At 42.5% G+C, this 22,125-nt stretch carries 22 protein-coding genes, 1 other RNA gene and 1 pseudogene; 19 read left to right on the plus strand and 5 right to left on the minus strand.

Annotated elements, in window-relative coordinates:
- Window positions 1–93 precede the first annotated feature (93 nt).
- Complete coding sequence (locus H9629_RS02010) at window positions 94–675, minus strand: 5-formyltetrahydrofolate cyclo-ligase (RefSeq protein ID WP_064101462.1); 582 nt, start codon at window positions 673–675, stop codon at window positions 94–96.
- Between the two features lie 430 nt (window positions 676–1,105).
- Between H9629_RS02010 and H9629_RS02015 the strand changes: the two genes are divergently transcribed.
- From H9629_RS02015 to H9629_RS15525, 6 genes are all read left to right on the plus strand, one after another.
- Complete coding sequence (locus H9629_RS02015; RefSeq protein ID WP_171255252.1) at window positions 1,106–1,588, plus strand: VOC family protein; 483 nt, start codon at window positions 1,106–1,108, stop codon at window positions 1,586–1,588.
- Between the two features lie 453 nt (window positions 1,589–2,041).
- Complete coding sequence (locus tag H9629_RS02020; protein ID WP_064101460.1) at window positions 2,042–2,305, plus strand: hypothetical protein; 264 nt, start codon at window positions 2,042–2,044, stop codon at window positions 2,303–2,305.
- A 68-nt stretch (window positions 2,306–2,373) separates the two neighbouring features.
- Window positions 2,374–5,973, plus strand: coding sequence for an urea carboxylase (gene uca, locus H9629_RS02025; RefSeq protein WP_064101459.1), 3,600 nt, complete (start codon window positions 2,374–2,376; stop codon window positions 5,971–5,973).
- Window positions 5,974–5,984: 11 nt separating this feature from the next.
- Window positions 5,985–6,692 (plus strand): GntR family transcriptional regulator, encoded by a 708-nt coding sequence (locus H9629_RS02030; protein ID WP_064101458.1) that lies wholly within the window; start codon window positions 5,985–5,987, stop codon window positions 6,690–6,692.
- A gap of 217 nt (window positions 6,693–6,909) precedes the next feature.
- Entirely contained in the window at window positions 6,910–8,190 is a 1,281-nt protein-coding gene (locus H9629_RS02035) for a PQQ-dependent sugar dehydrogenase (RefSeq protein WP_225215702.1), read from the plus strand.
- Window positions 8,191–8,518: 328 nt separating this feature from the next.
- Window positions 8,519–8,680 carry a YqaE/Pmp3 family membrane protein gene (locus H9629_RS15525; protein WP_155858348.1) on the plus strand — a complete coding sequence of 54 codons (162 nt, stop codon included), beginning with the start codon at window positions 8,519–8,521 and terminating at the stop codon, window positions 8,678–8,680.
- 172 nt (window positions 8,681–8,852) lie between these two features.
- Here H9629_RS15525 and ssrS read toward each other — a convergent pair.
- From ssrS to H9629_RS02055, 3 genes are all read right to left on the minus strand, one after another.
- Window positions 8,853–9,036, minus strand: a non-coding RNA gene (gene ssrS, locus H9629_RS02045) — 6S RNA.
- A 97-nt stretch (window positions 9,037–9,133) separates the two neighbouring features.
- Window positions 9,134–9,421 carry a cell division protein ZapA gene (locus H9629_RS02050; RefSeq protein WP_064101456.1) on the minus strand — a complete coding sequence of 96 codons (288 nt, stop codon included), beginning with the start codon at window positions 9,419–9,421 and terminating at the stop codon, window positions 9,134–9,136.
- The gene (locus tag H9629_RS02055) at window positions 9,418–9,975 is read right to left on the minus strand and encodes a hypothetical protein (RefSeq protein ID WP_064095580.1); all 558 of its coding nucleotides are present in this window, start codon (window positions 9,973–9,975) and stop codon (window positions 9,418–9,420) included. Before H9629_RS02055 ends, H9629_RS02050 begins: the two co-directional genes overlap by 4 nt.
- A 64-nt stretch (window positions 9,976–10,039) precedes the next feature.
- Between H9629_RS02055 and H9629_RS02060 the strand changes: the two genes are divergently transcribed.
- The 9 genes and pseudogenes from H9629_RS02060 (at window position 10,040) to H9629_RS02095 (ending at window position 18,022) form a co-directional block, all read left to right on the plus strand.
- Window positions 10,040–10,675: a UPF0149 family protein gene (locus H9629_RS02060; RefSeq protein WP_064095579.1), complete on the plus strand. Its 636-nt coding sequence runs from the start codon at window positions 10,040–10,042 to the stop codon at window positions 10,673–10,675.
- A gap of 129 nt (window positions 10,676–10,804) precedes the next feature.
- Window positions 10,805–12,139 (plus strand): Xaa-Pro aminopeptidase, encoded by a 1,335-nt coding sequence (gene pepP / locus H9629_RS02065; protein WP_064095578.1) that lies wholly within the window; start codon window positions 10,805–10,807, stop codon window positions 12,137–12,139.
- A gap of 292 nt (window positions 12,140–12,431) precedes the next feature.
- Complete coding sequence (locus H9629_RS02070; RefSeq protein WP_064095577.1) at window positions 12,432–12,671, plus strand: DUF378 domain-containing protein; 240 nt, start codon at window positions 12,432–12,434, stop codon at window positions 12,669–12,671.
- 255 nt (window positions 12,672–12,926) lie between these two features.
- A pseudogene (locus H9629_RS02075) lies at window positions 12,927–13,271 on the plus strand (D-alanine--D-alanine ligase A); the annotation flags it as partial.
- On the plus strand, window positions 13,269–13,370 hold the full coding sequence (locus H9629_RS15560) for a hypothetical protein (RefSeq protein ID WP_404793535.1): 102 nt from the start codon (window positions 13,269–13,271) through the stop codon (window positions 13,368–13,370). The pseudogene H9629_RS02075 and the gene H9629_RS15560, both read left to right, overlap by 3 nt.
- 673 nt (window positions 13,371–14,043) lie before the next feature.
- Window positions 14,044–14,847, plus strand: coding sequence for a glycosyltransferase family 32 protein (locus tag H9629_RS02080; protein ID WP_191730448.1), 804 nt, complete (start codon window positions 14,044–14,046; stop codon window positions 14,845–14,847).
- Window positions 14,848–15,140: 293 nt separating this feature from the next.
- On the plus strand, window positions 15,141–16,349 hold the full coding sequence (gene ubiH / locus H9629_RS02085; protein ID WP_191730449.1) for a 2-octaprenyl-6-methoxyphenyl hydroxylase: 1,209 nt from the start codon (window positions 15,141–15,143) through the stop codon (window positions 16,347–16,349).
- Window positions 16,346–17,593 carry an FAD-dependent monooxygenase gene (locus H9629_RS02090; RefSeq protein ID WP_191730450.1) on the plus strand — a complete coding sequence of 416 codons (1,248 nt, stop codon included), beginning with the start codon at window positions 16,346–16,348 and terminating at the stop codon, window positions 17,591–17,593. The genes ubiH and H9629_RS02090 overlap by 4 nt, the downstream gene beginning before the upstream one ends.
- A gap of 174 nt (window positions 17,594–17,767) precedes the next feature.
- A complete protein-coding gene (locus tag H9629_RS02095) occupies window positions 17,768–18,022 on the plus strand; it encodes a hypothetical protein (protein ID WP_004646359.1) in 255 nt (84 codons plus the stop codon).
- 90 nt (window positions 18,023–18,112) lie between these two features.
- Here H9629_RS02095 and rsmI read toward each other — a convergent pair whose 3' ends face one another.
- Window positions 18,113–18,955, minus strand: a complete 843-nt coding sequence (rsmI, locus tag H9629_RS02100; RefSeq protein ID WP_064101450.1) for a 16S rRNA (cytidine(1402)-2'-O)-methyltransferase — start codon at window positions 18,953–18,955, stop codon at window positions 18,113–18,115.
- 10 nt (window positions 18,956–18,965) lie between these two features.
- Between rsmI and H9629_RS02105 the strand changes: the two genes are divergently transcribed.
- The 4 genes from H9629_RS02105 to H9629_RS02120 all read left to right on the plus strand — a co-directional run bounded on the left by H9629_RS02105 (window position 18,966) and on the right by H9629_RS02120 (window position 22,042).
- The gene (locus tag H9629_RS02105) at window positions 18,966–19,925 is read left to right on the plus strand and encodes a penicillin-binding protein activator (RefSeq protein WP_064101449.1); all 960 of its coding nucleotides are present in this window, start codon (window positions 18,966–18,968) and stop codon (window positions 19,923–19,925) included.
- Between the two features lie 11 nt (window positions 19,926–19,936).
- On the plus strand, window positions 19,937–20,353 hold the full coding sequence (locus H9629_RS02110) for a YraN family protein (RefSeq protein ID WP_081408781.1): 417 nt from the start codon (window positions 19,937–19,939) through the stop codon (window positions 20,351–20,353).
- A 131-nt stretch (window positions 20,354–20,484) separates the two neighbouring features.
- Window positions 20,485–21,171, plus strand: coding sequence for a BON domain-containing protein (locus H9629_RS02115; RefSeq protein WP_064095568.1), 687 nt, complete (start codon window positions 20,485–20,487; stop codon window positions 21,169–21,171).
- A complete protein-coding gene (locus tag H9629_RS02120; protein WP_191730451.1) occupies window positions 21,161–22,042 on the plus strand; it encodes an alpha/beta hydrolase in 882 nt (293 codons plus the stop codon). Before H9629_RS02115 ends, H9629_RS02120 begins: the two co-directional genes overlap by 11 nt.
- The last annotated feature ends 83 nt before the right edge of the window (window positions 22,043–22,125 follow it).

Genomic DNA, 22,125 nt, shown 5'->3' on the forward strand with positions numbered 1-22,125 from the left:
ATTTTAAAAATACAAGGGCAGTTGAGATTAAATTGTATGAAAAATGACTAATTATGTGATTTTGAAGTAGTTATCAAGAGCAAAATTGAAAAATTAACGTTTGAACTTGATAGAAACTGTCGGAGTGATTAAAGCATCTAGGGGCTGATCCCATTTTTCCCGTTTTAAAGGTTGGCTAACCAGTTGAAAGTCATACGCAAGTCCCAGACGGAAAGGGTGTTTGGGTGCAGAAGCTAGGGTGCGATCATAAAAACCGCCGCCCATACCAATCCGGGTGCCTGAAGTATCACAGGCCAATAATGGCATGAGCAACAGATCCAGTTTGGAAACATGCACACCATGGGTGCTCATGGGCTCTCGCATACCCAGCCGATGGTGGGCAAAGCGCCTGTTATGGTATTGATGCAGGCTGATCCGGATCCAGACTAGATGCTGATTCATGTCACAAATTGCAGGGAGATAAACCTGCTTGCCCAGCTGAAAGCAGCGTTCAATAATCGCCTGAGTCTGAATTTCCCCAAACGCATGCAGATACAGCCCAATACGTTGGGCATGAATAAATTGTGGACTACGGATCAGACGGTTCAAGACTTTTTGTGCGGCCTGCCTTTGCTCAAATTTAGAGAGATGACGACGCGTTTTACGAAGGTATCTTCTTAATTCCTGAATGGTCATAGGGCGCAAAAGCATATGCAACAAAATTGTGCTCTAGTCTAAGTGGGAATTCTGGAAAAGTAAAAAATAATTCTGAATTGTAATGTCCTATTGCATTTTATCTCCCGATATAAATCGTGCCAGGTTTAAAGTCTAATTAAAGAAATTTTATGACCTGTTTTTAAAAGGTGATGAGGCGAGTAGTATACGCTCTTTGATTCTCATCGCTTTTTATGTAATTAACAGGGTGATAGCAAGCTGCAGCAGTGAATAATTAGAAAAATGTTGAAAAGCTTTAGATCAATAAACATACAGCTTCAGAATAGATTTGTCCCGTTTTTGGTGAAATAGTATAGATACGGAATCATATGACTATTCTCGGCTGAGAAATGATACACATTGGACATTGGACTTAGGTAGGCACGTAAGACCTAACTCAATGGAGAACATGATGAATATTGTGAAGAACACTATCTGCCTCTGGTACGATAACGATGCTGAAACTGCTGCGCGATTTTATGCGGACACCTTTCCAGATTCCTCGATTGACGCGATCAACCTTGCTCCTGGAGATTATCCCTCTGGGAAAGAAGGTGATGTCATTACGGTCGAATTTACAGTAATGGGCGTTGCCTGCATCGGGTTGAACGGTGGTCCTGGTTTTCAGCATAATGAAACATTTTCATTTCAGGTGGCGACTGAAGACCAGGAGGAAACAGATCGCTACTGGAATGCCATTGTGGGCAATGGCGGTCAGGAAAGTGAGTGTGGCTGGTGCAAGGACAAGTGGGGCATTTCCTGGCAGATTACGCCAGCGGTCCTGATCAATGCCTGTAACAGTTCTGACCGTGCTGCAGCCAAACGTGCATTTGAGGCCATGATGGACATGAAGAAAATTGATGTTGCCGTGATTGAAGCCGCTTTTCGTGGTTGAGTGACAGAGATTATCCGCAATTTCAGTGAATACTACTGGGCAGCCTTATTTACTTCAATATTTGAAACCTCTCCTTTTATATTTCCTTTTGATCATCTCCTGTTTGCCTATAATGCATCTTGGGTTAAAACCCCCTTAAGTCCGGCATGGAGTACCTCCAATTTTATTACTAGTCCAAGATATAAGCTGAATGGTTCCCTTAAAGGTTTATTAATAGATAGGTTTTATATATCAATTGTAAAAGTTGAAGGGATGCAGATCATGCAATATGAGTTACAGAATAATTTTTGCACTGAATTGAAAACAGACTGAACCAAAAACAGTCATCTAATCAAATTTCCCTCTCATTGGGACATCTTAAATAATATTAAAATATTGAAATTAATATAAAAATAAAACTGGCATAAGTTCTGCATATCTGTATTTAAACTTGGATACAAGATTGGATACAGAATGCTTCCTCACAAAATGATCGACTGGACAGTCCTGAAATGGCGTGCGGCCGATCAGCCAAAACAGTTCTCACCGAAAAATCCCACTCAACTCAATGCACAATTCGAGCGTAATGGACCTGCCTGTATTTTGGTTGCGACTGGCACATATCTGAAAGAAAAAATTGATGCATTCAGGAAAGCTGTATATGCGGATAGTGTGCATCTGCACCTGCATTACAGATCAGTGAACTTGGTAGGTAGCGAGTCTATGTCCATGAGCTGAATCAATAAAAAATGAAACAGAGCCATTCAGCAGATTCAAAAAAATAGATAAAATAACAGGGGATTCATATGTTTAAGACTGTACTGATTGCAAACCGCGGCGAAATTGCTGTTCGCGCCATTCGCACATTAAAAAAAATGGGTGTAACCAGTGTCGCCGTTTATTCAGAAACAGATCGTTATGCGCAGCATGTACTTGATGCAGATGTTGCCGTATCTCTGCAAGGGACTAAACCTAGCGATACCTATTTGAGTATCGAAAAGCTGATTGCTGCAGCCAAAAATACCGGGGCCGAAGCAATTTTCCCGGGTTATGGTTTTCTGTCAGAAAGTGCTGATTTTGCCCGTGCCTGCGAAGAAAATGGCATTGCTTTCATGGGACCCACAGCTGCGCAGATTTTAGAGTTTGGTTTAAAACATCGTGCCCGTGAACTTGCTGCAGCTGCCAATGTACCCATGACTCCCGGTACAGGTCTGCTAAATAGTCTGGACGAAGCTTTGGCAGAAGCTGAAAAAATTGGTTATCCAATTATGCTGAAAAGCACAGCAGGCGGTGGCGGAATTGGCTTGACCCGTTGTGATGATGCAGAAGCACTTCGAGAGGCTTATGAAAGTGTAAAACGTCTGGGTGAGCAGTTCTTTAAAGATGCCGGGGTGTTTCTGGAACGCTTTGTGGATAAAGCCCGTCATGTCGAAGTTCAGATTTTTGGAGATGGACAGGGACAGGTAGTGGCTTTGGGTGAGCGTGACTGTTCATTACAGCGCCGTAATCAGAAGGTCGTAGAAGAAACACCAGCGGCTCATTTACCTGATGCAACCCGTCAAAAACTGCATCAGGCGGCAGTTGAACTGGGCAAATCGGTGAAATATCGCAGTGCCGGTACGGTTGAGTTTATTTACGATGCAGCACGTGACGAGTTTTATTTCCTTGAAGTGAATACCCGTTTGCAGGTGGAACATCCTGTCACTGAAATGGTGACCGGTTTAGACCTGATCGAATGCATGTTGAAAATCGCAGCAGGCGATACTTTGGATTGGAAGCATCTAAGCAGTATTCAGCCTCGGGGTGCAGCGATTGAAGTACGCATATATGCCGAAGATCCAGTCAAGAATTTCCAGCCGAGTCCAGGGATTTTGACCGATGTTTTTTTTCCGGAAAATGTCCGGGTTGATACCTGGGTGAGTACCGGAACTGAAATTTCCCAATATTTTGATCCGATGGTTGCCAAGATTATTGTGCATGCTGAAGATCGTGATACTGCCATTCGTACGCTTAAATCAGTTTTAGCTGAAACTCGCCTGAATGGTATTAGTACCAATCTGGATTATGTGCATACTGTTATTTCAGATCCACGTTTTAAACAGATGCAGATCTGGACACGCATGCTGGATGATTTCAAATATGTGCCGAATGTGATTGAGGTGATTCAGCCGGGTACACAAAGTTCGATTCAGGATTATCCGGGTCGTGTCGGGTATTGGGATATTGGTGTACCGCCTTCAGGCCCAATGGATGATTATGCCTTCCGGCTGGCCAATAAAATTGTCGGGAATGCCGAGGCCGCCGCCGGGTTCGAATTTACCCTGCAAGGTCCAACCCTCAAGTTTCATGCAGACAATGTCATTGCTTTAACTGGCGCCCCTTGTCCGGTAAGTCTGGATGATGAAGCAGTAAATTTCTGGCAGCCTATTCAGATAAAAGTAGGACAAACCTTAAAAATTGGACAGGTTGAATCCGGATGCCGGACTTATCTGGCTGTGCGAAATGGTCTGAATGTACCGGAATATCTGGGTAGCCGTTCTACCTTTGCTTTAGGTAATTTTGGTGGACATGCAGGCCGAGTATTACGGGCTGGTGACATGATTAAGATGGTGAATCCTGAGCTGCCGGCCGATGGTCTACCTTTGGCGATTGCAGAACCTGAAGCTTTGGCAACAGCTCTGATTCCAGGTTATGGCAAGGAATGGAAAATTGGTGTGCTCTATGGTCCGCATGGAGCACCTGATTTCTTTAAAGCTGAATATATTGAGGAGTTTTTTGCATCAAGCTGGAAAGTGCATTTTAACTCGAACCGGTTGGGTATCCGTTTAACCGGACCGACGCCAAGCTGGGCGCGTGAAAATGGTGGTGAAGCGGGGCTGCATCCATCCAATGTGCATGACTGTGAATATGCCATTGGTGCAATCAACTTTACCGGTGACTTCCCTGTAATCCTTGCCAAAGATGGTCCGAGCCTGGGTGGCTTTGTCTGTCCGGTGACCATTGCCAAAGCAGAACTCTGGAAAATTGGTCAACTGAAAGCCGATGACACGATTAGCTTCTATCCAATCTCGATAGAGCAGGCCAATGCGCTGGAGCGGCAGCAAATTCAAACCCTCCAAAACTTTGCCAAGGCAGAGATGACCCACGAGGCTGAAGTTGTTGCAGTTCAGGCAGAAAGTATCCTGGCATTGCGTGAAGCTACACCAGATGCACCAAAAGCTGTATATCGTCAGGCAGGAGACAGTTATATCTTGCTGGAATATGGCGATAACGTACTGGATTTGGCCCTGCGCCTGCGCGTACACTGCTTGATGCAACTGATTCGTGAAGCTGATCTTGACGGTATCCTGGAATTATCGCCTGGTGTGCGATCCTTGCAGATTAAATATGATGGTCTGCAGTGTAGCCAGCAGCAACTGATTCACTTCCTGCTTGGTCTTGAAGAACAGATGGGCGATTTGCGTGACATTAAAATTCCTTCAAGAATTATCCATTTACCCATGGCCTTTGAGGACTCGGCGACTCTGGGTGCGGTTGAGCGTTATCAGGAAAGCGTCTGTGCCAAAGCCCCGTGGCTTCCGAATAATGTTGATTTTATTCAGCGGATTAATGGTCTACATACTCGCCAGCAAGTTAAAGACATTATTTTTGATGCCAATTATCTGATTTTGGGGCTAGGTGATGTATATCTGACTGCACCTTGTGCAGTGCCCATTGATCCGCGCCACCGTTTACTGAGTTCTAAATATAATCCGGCCCGTACTTTTACCGCCGAAGGCACAGTCGGGATTGGCGGCATGTATATGTGTATTTATGGCATGGACTCACCGGGTGGCTATCAGTTGATTGGCCGTACCGTGCCGATCTGGAACAAGTTTAAAAAGAACAAGCAGTTTGGCGATCAGCAATGGTTCTTACGCTTTTTTGACCAGATTAAATATTATGAGGTCACTGAGGCCGAACTGGATCAGTTCCGTGCTGATTTCGCCCATGGTCTGGCAGAAATCAAAATTGAGGAATGCGAGTTTGACTTTGCAGCATATCAGGATTTCCTAGCTGCAGAACAGGACAGTATTGTGGCTTTTAAAGCACAGCAACAGGCCGCTTTTAGCACCGAAGTTGAACGCTGGAAAGACGATTTTGATGCACCTGTAGAAATAGAAGTGCTGCAGGATGATACCGATTACAGCCAGTATGTCCCTCTCAACGCCTCTATGACCGGCAATATCTGGAAGATTTTTGTAGAAGCCGGGCAGATTGTGAAAAAAGGTGACACGGTGGCCATCATCGAGGCCATGAAAATGGAGCTGCCGGTCTATGCTGACGATGATGGCATTGTCAAAGCCATTATCTGCCGTTCTGGTCAGACCGTGCATAGTGGTGAGCCACTGGTCTATATGGAGTAATGGATTGAGCCATGACTATTGTTCGCAATCCAAGTACTAAAGCGACAGGAAAAAGCTCAGACAATCTGTCTGAGCTGGTTTTCCAGAAAATTAAAAATGACATTTTTGACTTTAAGCTGATGCCGGGAGAGCGCTTTACCGAATCGGAAATTGCTGAAAGCTATGCCGTAAGCCGTACACCCATCCGGCAAGCTTTGTATCGCTTGCAGCAGGAAGGTTATGTGGATGTTCAGTTTAGAAGTGGCTGGCAGGTCCGGCCCCTAGACTTTAAAGTTTATGAAGAACTGTATGATCTGCGGATTTTATTGGAAGGTTATGCAGTCGAACAACTTTGTCAGATGCCCAAAGACCAGTTGCAGGTTGCTCTGGCTGTTTTGATTCAAACCTGGTGTATTCAACCAGAACAATATATCTATGATCTCAGGCGGTTATCTGTAGAAGATGAAGCATTTCATTGTCATTTGGTATTTGCAGCCGGCAATGCAGAAATGGCAAAAATACATAGTGAGATCAGCGAAAAAATTCGGATCATACGCCGGCTGGATTTTTCCAAGGATTATCGGGTTACAGCCACCTATGCTGAACATCAACAGATTTTAAAGGCGCTGCTTGCTCAAGATGCAGTCTCCTGCCTTTCTATATTAGAGGCTCATATTCGACTCAGCCGTAATGAGGTAAAAAAAATTACTCTGGAAATGTTGTCGTGTTGTCCTGCGTAAGTGAGTCAGAATAAATTTATGTTTACAGCAAGAAAAACATCAGACCTGACTCAAAGTTGATAACCAATTCATAACCAGAAAAAACAAGAATCAGCTAGTGGCATCTCTTGTAGTTTTTTAAAGTTAAGTCGAGGATAATAATAACAAAGAGATAAAAATGCTTATTCAGCACATACGACTTTTAGTTGCTGGTACCGCCTGTGCATCTTTCCTGACTATGACAGGATGTACGATGCCTTCCAAAACGCCCATTACTGATAGTTATGGTTCCGATCCAGATTTACCTAAACCACAATCAAGCTTGCTGCCTACGGTCAATATTGCGCCTGCCAAAGGCTGGCCTGTGGGTGAAATGCCTATACCTGCGACAGGTTTAAAAGTTCAGGCATTTGCCAAAGGACTGCGACATCCACGCTGGTTGTATGTATTGCCGAATGGTGATGTGCTGGTGGCTGAAACGGATGCACCGCCCAAGCCTGATGATAGTAAAGGGATCAAAGGAAAAATCATGAAGTGGGTAATGCAGCGCGCCGGCTCATCGCATCCTAGTGCCAACCGCATCACACTACTTCGGGACAGTAACGGAGATGGGGTTGCTGAACAAAAAACCGTATTCTTGCAAAATCTCAATTCTCCATTTGGTATGGTGCTGATTGGCAATACATTGTATGTAGCCAATACTGATGCCTTGATGCGCTTTCCTTATCAGAACGGGATGACTCAAATCACAGCAGCCGGTAACAAGGTGCTCGATTTACCGGCAGGCCGTTTAAACCATCACTGGACCAAAAATGTTATTGCCAATCCTGCAGGCAATAAACTTTATATCACAGTGGGTTCCAACAGTAATGTGGCTGAAAATGGCTTAGAGCAGGAGCAGGGCCGGGCACTCATTATGGAGTTTGATTTGAATAGTGCCCAAGCTCGACCTTATGCAACCGGACTACGTAATCCGAATGGCATGGACTGGCAACCCCAGAGCGGCGCACTCTGGACGGTGGTAAATGAACGTGATGAGCTCGGCAATGATCTGGTTCCTGATTATTTGACCTCTGTCAAAGAGGGCGCTTTTTATGGCTGGCCTTATAGTTATTATGGTCAGCATGTTGATACACGGGTCAAACCGCAAAACCCTGCCTTAGTTGGGCGAGCAATTCCACCGGATTATGCATTAGGCAATCATACTGCCTCATTGGGCTTGGCTTTCTATAGGGCAGATCTGATGCCTCAATATCGTGATGGGGCACTGATTGGTCAGCATGGCTCGTGGAACCGCAAACCACATAGCGGCTATAAAGTGATTTTTGTTCCCTTTCAAAATGGCCAACCAGTCGGACAGCCTCAGGATGTTTTGACCGGATTTCTAAGTGATCAAGGGAAAGCATATGGACGTCCTGTTGGTGTAGCAGTGGATTCTTCAGGAGCCATTTTAGTGGCAGATGATGTCGGAGACGTGATCTGGCGGGTATCACCCTTGAGTACAAGACCCAAAAAATAAATCTATAAATATAAATAGGCTAAGTGCCTTATTTGGATATGGGCCTGTTGCATAGAAAAAATTGAAGCAAAAACTTTTTTTATTAAAACGTCAACATTCGGGTTGAAAAGATACAAGAGCTGAGTGGATGTAAGATAACTTTTAAGCTTCTTTTAAGCTTCTTTTAAGCTGGCTGAATTAGGCTCTCAAGATATTTTTAAACGTGATTTCGTATGTACAGAGATTCTGCTTATCACATTAAAAATATCTGAATATAAGTAGCAGTTCTAGGTATCCGTAAATACTGGACTTAAAAGCTCAAGACATTGCAAAAAGAGGATTTTAAAAAGTGAAATCAATTATTGCATTTATTTTTCCGTGGTCATTGTTTATGACTCTTCATCGGCCAGCCGAATCGGTAGTATGTTTGCTACTTCAGATTTCGATTTTTGGCTGGATTCCTGCTGCAATCTGGGCCATATATATTTTATATCGGGATAAAATAGCTTAAGAAATTATTTTTGAATAAAATAAAGTGAAAAGGACTTTTGAGGCATTTCATGCATACAAGATGACTGCGTTAATACAAGGGGGGCGTGATCGAAATAAATGCTGAAATGAGAAGAGAAGATTTAGAAAGAATTTTATATGAATTATAAATAATATATTTTCACTAAGAAAATAAGCACTCCGGAGATGCCGCTGCATGTGTCGTTACCCTGAACCCGATGAGTTCAAGGAGGATGTGACGTATACTTGCTGGGTTTCCCATACGAAGATGGGCATACACTCTAAATATACAGACCACACCCATAAGTGTTAGTATCGGCAGGGGAATAGACCCGCTGGCGAACACCCCAGAGTTAAGTTAATTATAAACAATAATGCCGGTGTGGCAACTCCATGCTGTTCATGAACTGTAAACAGTTCATTCGAATGTCTGAAGTTTAAGCGGAATATGTGATTATTCAGTAAGTTCTTCAACTTCTTCTAAAATGGTTTGTAACAAACGTTCGCAATGTCCGTATTGTTGCAGGGACCGGTTCATGCTCAGAACTTCCTGCATCAACTCAAGTGCTACCATAATAATCAGTTTACTAGGTTCCATGCGTGGAGCTTTACGACGAAATTCATCATACTTTTCATTTAATAACTGTGCCGCACGCTGTAATTCTTCCTGCTTGTCAGGGGGCGAGGCTAAACGGAAACTATGCCCCAATACTCTGAGATCGATTGCAATTTGTTCACTCATGATGAAGCTTCCTCAATGACTTCAGTCGGATGGGCCAGTTGTTGAATTTCCTGTGCGTGATGATCCTGCGCAGTGCCAAGAATGGCCAGACGTTGAATAATTGCTTCAACCTTGGCTTTGGCATTTTCATTTTTTTGGGTTAAACGTTCAGCTTCCTGAGTCAAACGCTGGATTTCCTGCTGAGAATGACGCTGTTCAATCAGCATCTTTTCTTTAAGTACCCGCAGATCATTACGTTCAGCCAGAATTTCCTGAAAACGGTTTTTCAGATCAGTGCAGCTTTTTTCAAGTCTGCCATAACGGTCTGCCAGTGCAGTTGCATCATTATTAAGCAGTTGAAACTGGGCCCGAGAGTCCGTCAATTGTTCTGTCAGGTTTTCATTTTCTTGTTGTTTTTGCGCAATTACGCTGTTCTTTTGTTCAATTTGCAGTTGATGTTGCATTGATGAAGAGTCTTGCTCTTCGCGCAAGCTGGAATTTTCACTTTCAAGCCGTGCAAGTCGCGTTTTTAACACGCCGATCTGCACTTGTAGACGCTGTAATTCTTCTAACATATCGAGGTCGCACAGTGTTGCAAACAAAGGTAATATATAAGCAGTATAAAGATTGGATAAACGAATGCAAGACGATATTTCAGGTTGGACCGAATGGCACCGCAATTTTTCTTCAATTGAGGAGATTTCCAGCCCTAGCGAACTGCATGGTTTGCTGACGGGCATTGTTTGTGTCACTCAGGCCCCAAGCAGTGAAGAGTGGTTACAGATTTTAGAAACATTGGACGTATCTGAACTGGATGCCGAAGCATTAGAGCTGTTGACAGGCGAAGCCGAAGACATCTTCCATGCCTTGTCTGAAGATGAGCTGGATTATTTACCTTTGTTACCTGATGATGAGCATACGCTTTCAGAACGTGTGCAGGCACTAGCGGACTGGTGTGCAGGTGTAGTCTTAGGTTTTGGACTGGCATCCGGGCATATCCGCCAGGATGAAGTTGAACTGATTGAACATTTGCAGGATGTAGCCGCGGTAGAATTTGAAGATTCGGATGATGATGCTGAAGGTGAAGAAAGCTATCAGGAATTGTATGAATTTGTGCGCCTGATTCCGGTCAGTTTGTCTTTAGGACGTAAAAAAGTAGGAGTTGAAGAAACGCCACTCCTGCAGCAATTTGGTCAAAAAAATCAGCCTAACGATGCCGCTCCTACAGAGCCGCAAAGTGTTGTCGAGATTTTCTCGCCTAAACGTCCAAGTTGATGAAATGCTGAGGTGAACTAACTCATACTTGAAATCAGGCATATATTTTGCTGTTTACAGTAAAGTTGATGGTCTGGTTTCAAGATCATATTCTAAATAAAAGTACTAAACGATAAGAAGTAAGGTGTAATGAAGAAATTGACACAGGCAGTTTTTGAGGAACGTCGCGCAATCCTCGCAGGGGAAATCGGTTTACGCAGTATTGCTATTATCGCGACCAGTCCGGTAGCCATGCGTAACCGTGATGCAGATTATAAATACCGCGCAGACAGTAGCTTCTTATATTTAACCGGATTTGCAGAACCTGAAGCTGTTGCTGTGATTGAAACCTTTGACACTGAAGAAGAAGGCTATAGCTACAGTTTGTTCTGCCGGGAACGTAACCGGGAAATGGAAATCTGGAATGGCTATCGTGCAGGTATTGATGGAGCCATTCAGGATTATGAGGCAGATGAAGCCTATGCGATTGATCTGCTCGATGAAGAAATTCTGGAAAAACTGCAAAATAAGGATCGGTTATTTTATCGCATCGGGCAGCATGCAGAATTTGATGCGCGTGTCGCGAAATGGATTGCAACTGCAAGTGGTGAAAGCCGTCGTGGGACTTCTGCGCCAGCACAAGTCATTCAGCTGGATCGTATTGTCGATGAAATGCGTCTGCATAAAGATGCAAATGAAATTGAACTGATGCAGATTGCCTCCGATATTTCTGCTGATGCGCATACTCAAGCAATGCTGGTAGTACGGCCGGGCATGATGGAATATGCACTGGAAGCCGAGCTAAATTATGTTTTTGGCAAAAATGGCGGTGTTCCAGCCTATAATAGTATTGTCGGTGGCGGTGAAAATGCATGCATCCTGCATTATGTAGAAAATGACAAAGAACTCAAAGATGGCGATTTAGTCCTGATTGATGCTGCGGCTGAATATCAGTTCTATGCTTCAGACATTACCCGTACCTTTCCAGTGAATGGTAAATTTAGCCCGGAACAGAAAGCTTTATATAATGTAGTGCTGGATGCTCAAATTGCTGCAATTAATGCTGTGCAAATTGGTAACTCGTATAAAGAACCACATAATGTTGCAGTACGCATTTTGGTACAGGGTTTGCTTGATCTTGGCTTGATGCAGGGGAATATTGACGACATCATAGAAAAAGAAGCTTTCCGCCAGTTCTACATGCATGGTACCGGACACTGGCTCGGTATGGATGTACATGATGTCGGTGCTTATAAGGTTGATGGTGAATGGCGTGCGTATGAAGAAGGCATGGTCGTAACAGTTGAGCCGGGGCTTTACATCGCGCCCGATGATGAAACCGTAGACCCGAAATGGCGCGGTATTGGCATCCGGATTGAAGATGATGTTGTTGCTACCGAAAATGGTCCACTGGTTTTAACCGCGAAAGTGGTCAAAACGGTAGAAGAGATTGAAGCATTGATGGCAAAAGTTCAAGCTGCCTGATCTGAGAAAACTCAAAAAAGCCGGTCGAAAAGACCGGCTTTTTTATGACACTTATATGCTGTGCAAAGTAGGCGTCTTAAAATATTTCGTAATGATCAACAAGCAATATAACTTACGTTTATATTGAACAAGTCAAATAAAACAAACCTAATTAAAATTTACAGCTTAAAAATTGACAGGAAGTCAACACAGAAAATCCGTTTTTAGCATCAAAGCTACATATTATATCTGCTGATATTCTCATAATTTCTCTGATACTTAAATAAACTTAAATAAAAGCAGGAGAAGACTTATGAGATTAAATACGATTGACTGGATTGCTTATGCCTTGACAATTATTGGTGGCATCAATTGGGGTTTAATTGGTGCATTCGATTTTAATTTGGTCGCTGCGATCTTTGGTGATATGAGCGCCTTATCTCGAATTATTTATGTCCTGGTTGGTTTGTCGGCATTATACCTGATCTATACAGGAACGAAGCTTGGCAAAACAGTACACCATACAGATCATCATACCAAGGTTGTGCGTTAACCAGCTAAAGCAGATCTAGATGATTTGCATGGCTATAAGGCCAATTTTGAATAATCTAAAATCCGGCTTTAATTACGATACCAGAATAAAAAACGGAGCTTAGGCTCCGTTTTTTATTACTATCTTGTTAGATTTTTATTCCGTAAACAGAGATTTTCCTATACTTTTATAAGCATAAAATTCTTGAATGATCAGAAAATTAATAACGATAATTTATTGTTAAGTTGGGTACTTATGTAGGACCAAGGAGTAAACGTGCAAAAGAAGAATATTGGTATTATCTTTGGCGGTAAGTCTACAGAACATGAAGTTTCACTTCAGTCAGCAAGAAATATTGTTGATGCGATCGATCGAGAAAAATTTGATATTACCTTGATTGGGATTGATAAAAATGGGATTTGGCATCTGAATGAAAGTACCCATTTTTTATTAAATTCGGATAATCCGTCTTTAATCGCATTGCATCAATCCGGTAGAAATCTTGCCTTTATTCCGGATTAGAGTGAAAAGCAAGTCATTGAATTTAAAGAACAGGCTTTATTCCAGCTGGATGTTATTTTTCCAATTGTGTATGGAACGCTGGGCGAAGATGGCTCTATTCCTGACCAATATGGTGAAATTTTAGTAAATGAAATAAATACCTTACCAGGATTTACCAACATCAGTATGTATCCGAAGCTTTGGGAAGCAAGTGGATGACATACACTAATTTAATTACTCGTTTAATTGAGCTGGCTATTGAATATCATTAGAATTAGATAAAATTACAGCATTCAGTCTTCTAAATAGTTACTGGAAAGGCTGATGTTATTTTAGTCTGAGTGTTATCTGAAAATAAAAAACTGATTTTAGAGAAATATTAATCATAAAAAAGTCTATAACTATTGAATTTGTACCAATAGATATTGTCTTTTTTTTCATGGAAAATGTGATGATTTACCTTTTTACTAATATGAGAAGATGGAAGGTACTTAAAAATTTTTATATTATTTTAATTGATATTTAAACTATAGTACTAACATTAATTTTATGGTTGTATGTTAAGAAAATAAAGTGAGGACATTAATATACAACTATAATAAAGATAGTTAATAAAATGATCAGTGCTCAGTCTTATCTTAAGGGCTCTTAATTAGTAATACGCTGTTTAATGAATCTATATTAAATCAAATATTAAGAAGAAATTATTTGCCATCTAGAATAGTTTGATTGTATTAAATATGGGAACTAGGTTTAAGTATAGTGTACTTACTCAATTACTAGCCTCAATATTTTGTATTTCAGGTGAAATGTTTTATCTGGGATTTGATTAATATAAACCATACCAGCTCCAGGAATATTGAAATTTATAAGATTAAGGACGTACCTCAATATGAAAATACCAAAAATAATTCATCAAATTCATACAAAAGGAATAAATTTTCTATCAGAAGAAGATAGAACGGCAAGGGCTGTTCTTCTGAAAAATAATCCTGATTGGGAATACCGTTTTTATGATTATAATGACATGGTAGATTTTGTTAAAAATCATTATTCTTCCAGATATTTAAATGCGTTTCTTAAAATAAATCCATTATATGGCGCTGCACAAACTGATTATTTTCGATACTTATTGCTTTATAGCTTAGGTGGGGCATATTTTGATTTAAAAAGTTTTACCACCTGTAGTTTAAGTGACATTCTTTTAGAAGATGATGAACTGCTGGTCTTTGAATGGCAAGGAGGAGCAGCTGAATATGAAGAGTTCGGAAAGCATACACAGATTAAAAGAGGTAAAGAATACCAACAATGGAATATTATATCTTCGCCGGGAAATAAATATTTGGCCAATGTGGTTGAAAAAATAACAGAAAATTTAGAAAACTATACTTATATTAAATTTGGATATGGCTGGAGTGGTGTACTGAAAACCACGGGACCTATTCCCTATACCAATGCCATAGATGAAGTTACTGATAAGCATGGACTGCGTTGTCTGGGAAGCAGTTGTCAAAATGGAATTATTTATAGAGATAACACTTTACCTAGAAGATTGGACCGTAGTCACTATTCAAGACAAACTAAACCAATTATTAGCTCAGAGAGCTTGTTGGAAAAAATAGAAGCTGAAATTTTATTAATACTTTTTAAAATCTTCAATTTTATAAAAAGATATCTTAGAAAAATGATCTATTAAAAATATAAAATTATTTTGGGTGAATTTTTATTCACTTTAATTTTTTCTACAGTTTTGAAAATAGATTCTAATTTTTTCTTTTAAATAAGAGCTAAGCTGATTGACCGGGTATTTTTAGTAGTAATGCATTTCAGCCTTTGTCTGGTCTGCCAGACAGCAGAACATTGAGGTCAAAACAAGCTACAACAACAGCATGTATCACAATGTCAAAATCTCGAGTCATGATGTAATATAAAATCCATCATGATTATAAGTATCTATCTGCATAGATACGACATTGAAAGGATTACAGCATGCAACAAGAAGTCATCATTGTCGGTGGTGGGATGGTGGGCTTAAGCCTCGCATTAATGTTGGCGAAAACCAATATTGCAGTCAAACTTTTGGAAGCCATCAAATACCCAAATTATGATGATGAAAATCTTGCGCCGTATCATTCCAGTTTTGATGCACGTAATAGCGCCTTGTCACGTCGTAGCGTACAAATCTATCAGGAGCTTGGACTTTGGAATGCCTTGCAAGAACATGCCACCCCAATTCTGGAAGTGAATATTACCGAACAGGGCAGTTTTGGTAAGGCCCGACTGAAAGCCGAGCAGGAAAAAGTCGAAAGCTTTGGTCAGGTCATTGAAAATGCCTGGCTTGGTCGGGTGCTTCTCACTCAAGTCAAAAAAGAGCCATTGATTGAACTGATTGATGGGGTGCAGGTGACCTCACTGACTCAAGATACAGACTTTGCTTATATCGAAGCGCATCGGGGCGAATCTGAACTGAAATTACAGTCCAAACTGGTTATTGCTGCCGATGGACGGGATTCTTTCTGTCGTAAGGCTTTGGGTATTGGTGCGTCAGAACATGATTATGATCAGGTCGCGATTGTGACCACAGTGCAAACGTCGAAGCCACATGGTCATGTGGGGTTTGAGCGTTTCAGTCATTTAGGCCCTTTGGCACTGTTGCCCTTACCGGGTGAATATCGCCGTTCAGTGGTCTGGCCTGTGAAAAAAGGTACTGAAGGAGAATGGTTGGGAGAAGAAAATGACCAGCATTTTCTGGATGCCTTGCAGGAAACGTATGGCGATCGTGCCGGAAAATTCCAGAAAACCGGAAAACGGTTCAGTTTTTCCTTATCTCAAGTGTTAGCTGAAAAGCAGGCTGTTGGTCGTGTAGTGCTCATGGGTAATGCAGCACATACGATTCATCCGGTCGCTGGACAGGGCTTTAACCTGTGTATGCGTGATGCGCATGTATTGGTGCGTTACCTGAAAGAGCAGCAGGCACAAGGCTCAGACTTGGGCGATGCTGCAATATTGCTAGACTATGAGAAATCCCGTCTCAGTGACCAGCAGCGTGTGATCAAGTTCTGTGATTCAGTGGTACGCGGTTTCAGTAACCAGAATCCGTTTTTAAAATTGATGCGTAATACAGGTTTAGTCGCATTTGATACGATTCCAGGCATCAAGCCACTCGTTGCAAATTATGCCATGGGGTTAAAAGCATGAGCTTAAATCAAACTAACGAAATATTAGACGTTGTCATTATTGGTGGTGGGTTGGTAGGCGGGCTCACTGCGCTATTGCTGGCCCAAGGTGGCGTGCAGCCTACAGTTCTGGATGCAGCGCCAATTCTGGATGCAGATAAAACCTTAAAGGTGGCTAATCCGCGTGTCCTGGCTCTAAGTCAGGCAACCATTCACCTATTAAAAACGGTGGGTGTCTGGGAAAATTTAGCACGTCAGCAGCCTTATACCGGTATGCAGGTGTGGAATAAAAATGGCTATGGCGAAATTAATTTTGGCCAGCCTTCAGAAAAAACACCCTCGGTAGAGCAGGCTTTAGGTTCGATGGTGGAACCAAGCATTCTGAATCTGGCCATTCAGCAAAAGATGCTGGAAGATGTTCAAGATTATAGAACACAGGTCAAAGTCAGTCGTATCGAACGCGGTGTGGGTGTATGGATCATTCAACTGGCCGATGGTACTCAGCTTAAAACCAAGCTGGTGATCGGTGCCGATGGTGCCAATTCCTTTGTCCGTGAGCAAGCGTTCATAGATATTGAGGTACTGGACTATAAACAGGCGGGGATCAGTTGTGCCATTAAAACTGCACAGCCTCATCAACATATGGCACGTCAGATTTTTCTTGAAACTGGTCCTCTGGCTTTTTTACCTATGGCCAGCCTTAATCCGGAAGAGCAGGGACACTGGCAATCAATTGTCTGGACCTTGCCAGAGGATTATGCAGAGGAATATGCAGCGCTCCCAGATGCTGAATTTACCCAGCTATTAACCCGTGAAAGCCAGCATATGCTGGGTGAAGTATTGCAGGCAACACCATGTGCCACTTTCCCTTTAAAAGCCCGTGCCGCCCAACAATATGTTCAAGATGGTTTGGCCCTGATTGGAGATGCCGCACATGTGATTCATCCACTGGCAGGTCAAGGGGTGAATATTGGCTGTCTGGATGCTGCAGTGCTCTGTGATGTTTTACTGCATGATCAGGCGCGTGGCGTATGGGCACATGAGCAGACCCTCAAACGCTATGAACATCGCCGTAAAGGTCAGAACGATGCCATGATGCATAGCATGTCTGCGATTGGCTGGATGGAAACCACTTCATTCTTCCCAATGGTTTGGGTACGTAATTTTGGTTTAAAACAGGTAGAAAATCAGCCAATATTAAAAGATGCATTTATGTCACAGGCCAACGGCCTGAGTTTACTCAAAGACACACGCTACGCAGCTTAAGGGAGAAATGTAAATTTTTTAAACAAATGCCAATAAAGAGTAACGTTTTTGTTTAAAAAAGATACGATTTTTTGAGTTTTGGTACTAGGCGAAGGTCAAAGAGATTGCTAAATTTCACTTAATTCGATACCTGACTTGGAATACCAAGCGAGGGCCATTTTTGGGGAGATGCAAATGACAGACATGAATGATTATGATGATGACGTTGAAGATTCAATTGTTGACGATGATGAAGCAAAAGCCGCTGAAAAAGGCGCGGTCGATAGCACAGAGGTCGTCAGTGATACCGATCTTGTAGAAGCTGAAACTTTGACCGTCACTGCAAAGCTGAAAAAGCGTCAAGCACTTGAAGACGAGATTGCGGCTTTCCTTGCTAGTGGTGGTCGTATTGTTGAAGTGCCGGCAGATGAATCAGTAGCCAAAGAATAAGTTATTGATTAACTTGTTTCTTATAAAAAACACCACATTAAATGTGGTGTTTTTTTGCAAACCAAAATGAGATAGAAATATCTAAAGCAATTAGTCGTTTGCCGAAGTCAGTTCTAAAGCACGTTGATAAGCGACTTTCTTTTTGATTCCGGTTAAATCTGCCGCCAGTTGTGAAGCAGCTTTGACCGAAAGGTCCTGTAATAGGCGATTCAATAATTTATCCAGCTTTTCCTGATCCAGATCTTTTTCTTCGGTGGCGCCGCCAATCACCAGAACAATTTCGCCTTTTTGCTGATTGTGATCATTGCTAATGAATTCGACTAGTTCACCCAAGGTCATTTTCTTGATAGTTTCAAAGGTCTTGGTAATCTCACGCGCAAAACCGACCGGGCGATCTGCTCCGAAAACGCTGGCCATATCTTTAACGGACTCCAGAATTCGATGCGGTGCTTCATAGAAAATCAGGGTTTGGGTTTCATCTTTCAGTTTTTCCAGATTCAGCAGGCGCTGACTTTGTCTGGATGGCAGAAAACCTTCAAAACTGAAACGGTCACTCGGCAAGCCAACAGCACTTAAGGCAGCAATAGCCGCACAAGCACCAGGAACGGGAATCACGCGGATATTATGCGCTTGAGCAGCCCGGACAAATTTAAAGCCAGGGTCGCTGATCAGGGGAGTGCCAGCATCACTGATCAGGGCCATATCTTCGCCATTGAGCAGGCGCTGGATCAGCTGATCAATCTTGTTGCTTTCATTATGCTCATGACAGGCAGTCAGAGGTGTTTGAATATTAAAGTGTTTAAGCAATTGTGCTGAAGTTCGTGTATCCTCAGCAGCAATAAGACTCACCGACTTTAACACCTGAATTGCACGATAACTAATATCATCTAAGTGCCCGATTGGAGTCGCAACAACAAATAACTGAGCACTCATAGGTTTCTCCATGTGGAATAAATTGAATAATAAAAAATGGAAGATTAAAAATAAAATATTGGGCTTGTGTTTAGTCAGCTACATCAGCAGCGTACAAGCAGAAGTGTTGATCATTCTACCCGAATCCGGACCTTTGACGCGAGCTGCATCGAGTATCAAACAGGGTTTTCTCAGTGCTTATGCTACTTCCGGGCAGAAAGTTCCATTAAAATGGGTCAATTCCAATCAGAAAAATATCTCCCAGCTACTGAAACAGCATGTCAATAAAAAGACCAAAATGGTGGTGGGTCCATTGGCACGTAGCGATGTAGAACAACTACTCAAGAGCAAACCTAAAGTACGTACCCTCAGCCTGAATGATGTAGCAGGGTCATCACCCCAAGTCTGGCAATTCAGCCTGTCCAAAAAAGAAGATGCCGCTGCCCTAAAAACCTTATTGCACAAAGATGGAATTCAACAGCTGCTGATTTTACGCCAGCCGGGCAGTGAAGCCGAGCATGAACTGTTGCTGATGTCATTGTTCAGTCAAAGTGATCTGAAATTCAAGATCGTGAACAAGGCACCCATTTTTTTAATGCCAAAACAAGGGCTGTTATACCTCGGCAATGCAGAAGGGCTGGCTGCCATACCTGAATTAAGCCATAAACGGATGTATACCGTGGCCAATGCGATCAGCGAGCAGCATAGACCCCCGAAAGGGATCAAGTTCTGTGATGTTCCGGTACTTTATCTGGCTGACTGGCCAGATGTTGTACAAGCCTATGCCAAAGAAGCGGTGGATATGTCCTATCAGCGGCTGATTGCCTTCGGGGGAGATGCCTGGCAGATTACCCAGCAGTACCTGTCACAACCGCATTTGCAGCATATTGAATTTCAGGGTAGAACTGGCCGGATTGAAATCACGGACCACAGTATTCAGCGTAGTCCACAATGTTTTCAGTATAGTGGCACAGGCGTCAAGCTACTATGAGCGAAAGAGGAATGCTACGACAGCAACTAGGTGCATGGGCGGAGCAGCAAGCGGCCCAATTGATGCAAAACCATGGATTTCAGTTCCTGGCAGCCAATTATCACAGTCGCTATGGCGAGCTGGATCTGATTCTAGTATGTGATCAGGAGCTGGTCTTTGTGGAAGTCAAAGCACGTGCACAAACCCGATATGCACAAGCGATCGAGTCGGTGTCCAGGGCGAAACAGGGCAAGATGCTCAAGACAGCCATGTGCTTTATTCAAAAAAATCCACAATTTGCACACTATTACTATCGTTTTGACGTGATTTGTTTTGATTTTAAACAGCAATTTGCAAAAACCCTACAGCATGACTTTTCGCAATACCCTTATGATCTGGCATGGATTGAAAATGCTTTTACTTTTGATCAAGAGTTTATTAACCTTTAAACAAAATAAGATCTAAAGATGCATATATTTGCTTCAAGATCATTGTAAAGTTCAAGCAGAATTGCCATGATCTGAGCTTGGAAAAGATGATTAGATTGAAAAGACGTAATAAAATGAAGGAGTCTTGCTGAGTGGTTAAGCGTATTGCAATAACAATGCTGTGTGTCGCAAGTTTATCAGGTTGTGCCAGTTTTATTTCTAGCGGCACAGGTACGGCTCCTGTCGGAACTGAAAGTGGGGCGCGTACCTTGGGGCAGGTATTTATTGATTCCTCGATTGTCCGTACTGCAAAAATTAACCTTTATAAACTGGACTCGCGTTTTAAGCAGGCCCGGGTCAATATTGAAAGTTTTCATGGCAATGTCCTGCTGACCGGTCAGGTGCCAGATGCCCATCTGAAACAATTGGCCGAAGACAATGTCAAATCCATGAGTGATGTGAAGGCAGTTCATAATTTTATTACTGTCGGCAATCAGATCAGCTATAGCACTATCATGCAGGATACGGCGGTGACTGCAAATACCCGCGGTTTAATTATGAAGGCGCCTGTAGTTGCAGATAGTAAGGTGCATGTTCATACTGAAGATGGCATATTGTATGTGATGGGACGTTTAAACAGTGCCGAGATTACTGACCTGAATCAGGTGTTACAGCAGGTAGGCAATGTTACTAAAATCGTGACCCTGATCGATAATGTTGAGCAATCCTCAAGTCTGGCCAGTCAGAATTTTGCTGCACCGGCATATGCGCAGCCGGGTATTGAACAGACACCGGTTGCCATTGATCCTGATACGGTTGAACCGACCTATGAACCATAAGGTCGGTCAGTTTAAAACCCAACTTTCACAGCGTATTCTTCAGCTTCAGCAACAGTATAAAGATTTCAGGTTATACGATTTTGGCAGCTATGCCCTAAATCGTTTAACTCCGAAACAGGGTTATATGGTCGAAACCCAATTGGCCTATGGTCTGAAATCCCGACAACGCTTTGACCTGTTTCGAAGTCAGCAGCCTTTGCCCCACCGTCCCCTGATTGTGTTTGTACATGGTGGTGCATGGTTGCATGGTGATAAAAGGGATTACCAGTTTATTGGCGAGTCCTTTGCCAAAGAAGGTTATGATGTAGTGGTGATGAATTATCATCTGGCACCACAGCATATTTTCCCTACCTATATTCATGATCTGCATTTGTTGCTAAATCATTTGCAGCAGTCGGCTGCGCAGTTGCAGATCTGTGCTGAAAATCTGGTCCTGATGGGACACTCTGCCGGCGCATTCAATGTCATGTCTGCCTTGTATCATCCGCAATCTGCCACTATCGATCATAGTCAAATCCGGGCGATTATTGGTCTGGCAGGGCCTTATCATTTTGATTATAAAAATGATCCGATCTGTGCAGGTGCATTTGATCAGGCGGTACCTTATCAGCAGGTCATGCCTTACTATTTTGTTAAAAATAGCTCAACCCGGCATTATCTGTTTATTGCCGAAAAAGACAAGATTGTCGGGCATTTCAATAGCCATGATTTGGATCGTGTACTGAAAGAGAAGGGCAATCATAGCCATTTGATTCATATTCCGAAACTTGGCCATATTACGATCGTGGGTTCGCTCTCCAGTTTGTTTAGCCGCTTTTTCCAGACCAAGTCTCAGGTGCTTTGGGCGCTCGAAGATGCATTTAAATCCTGAGCTGATAGCTGGATAACCCTGTAGCAACACATAAAAAAAGAACCCAAGGCGATTATCCACTGGGTTATTTTTTTGAGCCTTGA

The sequence above is a fragment of the Acinetobacter pecorum genome (assembly GCF_014837015.1).
Taxonomy (GTDB): domain Bacteria; phylum Pseudomonadota; class Gammaproteobacteria; order Pseudomonadales; family Moraxellaceae; genus Acinetobacter; species Acinetobacter pecorum.

Coding starts and splice junctions, on each gene's coding strand:
- H9629_RS02010 (WP_064101462.1), bottom strand. CDS start 675: ATGACCATTCAGGAATTAAGAAGATACCTTCGTAAAACGCGTCGTCAT.
- H9629_RS02015 (WP_171255252.1), top strand. CDS start 1,106: ATGAATATTGTGAAGAACACTATCTGCCTCTGGTACGATAACGATGCT.
- H9629_RS02020 (WP_064101460.1), top strand. CDS start 2,042: ATGCTTCCTCACAAAATGATCGACTGGACAGTCCTGAAATGGCGTGCG.
- uca (WP_064101459.1), top strand. CDS start 2,374: ATGTTTAAGACTGTACTGATTGCAAACCGCGGCGAAATTGCTGTTCGC.
- H9629_RS02030 (WP_064101458.1), top strand. CDS start 5,985: ATGACTATTGTTCGCAATCCAAGTACTAAAGCGACAGGAAAAAGCTCA.
- H9629_RS02035 (WP_225215702.1), top strand. CDS start 6,910: ATGACAGGATGTACGATGCCTTCCAAAACGCCCATTACTGATAGTTAT.
- H9629_RS02050 (WP_064101456.1), bottom strand. CDS start 9,421: ATGAGTGAACAAATTGCAATCGATCTCAGAGTATTGGGGCATAGTTTC.
- H9629_RS02055 (WP_064095580.1), bottom strand. CDS start 9,975: ATGTTAGAAGAATTACAGCGTCTACAAGTGCAGATCGGCGTGTTAAAA.
- H9629_RS02060 (WP_064095579.1), top strand. CDS start 10,040: ATGCAAGACGATATTTCAGGTTGGACCGAATGGCACCGCAATTTTTCT.
- pepP (WP_064095578.1), top strand. CDS start 10,805: ATGAAGAAATTGACACAGGCAGTTTTTGAGGAACGTCGCGCAATCCTC.
- H9629_RS02070 (WP_064095577.1), top strand. CDS start 12,432: ATGAGATTAAATACGATTGACTGGATTGCTTATGCCTTGACAATTATT.
- H9629_RS02080 (WP_191730448.1), top strand. CDS start 14,044: ATGAAAATACCAAAAATAATTCATCAAATTCATACAAAAGGAATAAAT.
- ubiH (WP_191730449.1), top strand. CDS start 15,141: ATGCAACAAGAAGTCATCATTGTCGGTGGTGGGATGGTGGGCTTAAGC.
- H9629_RS02090 (WP_191730450.1), top strand. CDS start 16,346: ATGAGCTTAAATCAAACTAACGAAATATTAGACGTTGTCATTATTGGT.
- H9629_RS02095 (WP_004646359.1), top strand. CDS start 17,768: ATGACAGACATGAATGATTATGATGATGACGTTGAAGATTCAATTGTT.
- rsmI (WP_064101450.1), bottom strand. CDS start 18,955: ATGAGTGCTCAGTTATTTGTTGTTGCGACTCCAATCGGGCACTTAGAT.
- H9629_RS02105 (WP_064101449.1), top strand. CDS start 18,966: ATGTGGAATAAATTGAATAATAAAAAATGGAAGATTAAAAATAAAATA.
- H9629_RS02110 (WP_081408781.1), top strand. CDS start 19,937: ATGCTACGACAGCAACTAGGTGCATGGGCGGAGCAGCAAGCGGCCCAA.
- H9629_RS02120 (WP_191730451.1), top strand. CDS start 21,161: ATGAACCATAAGGTCGGTCAGTTTAAAACCCAACTTTCACAGCGTATT.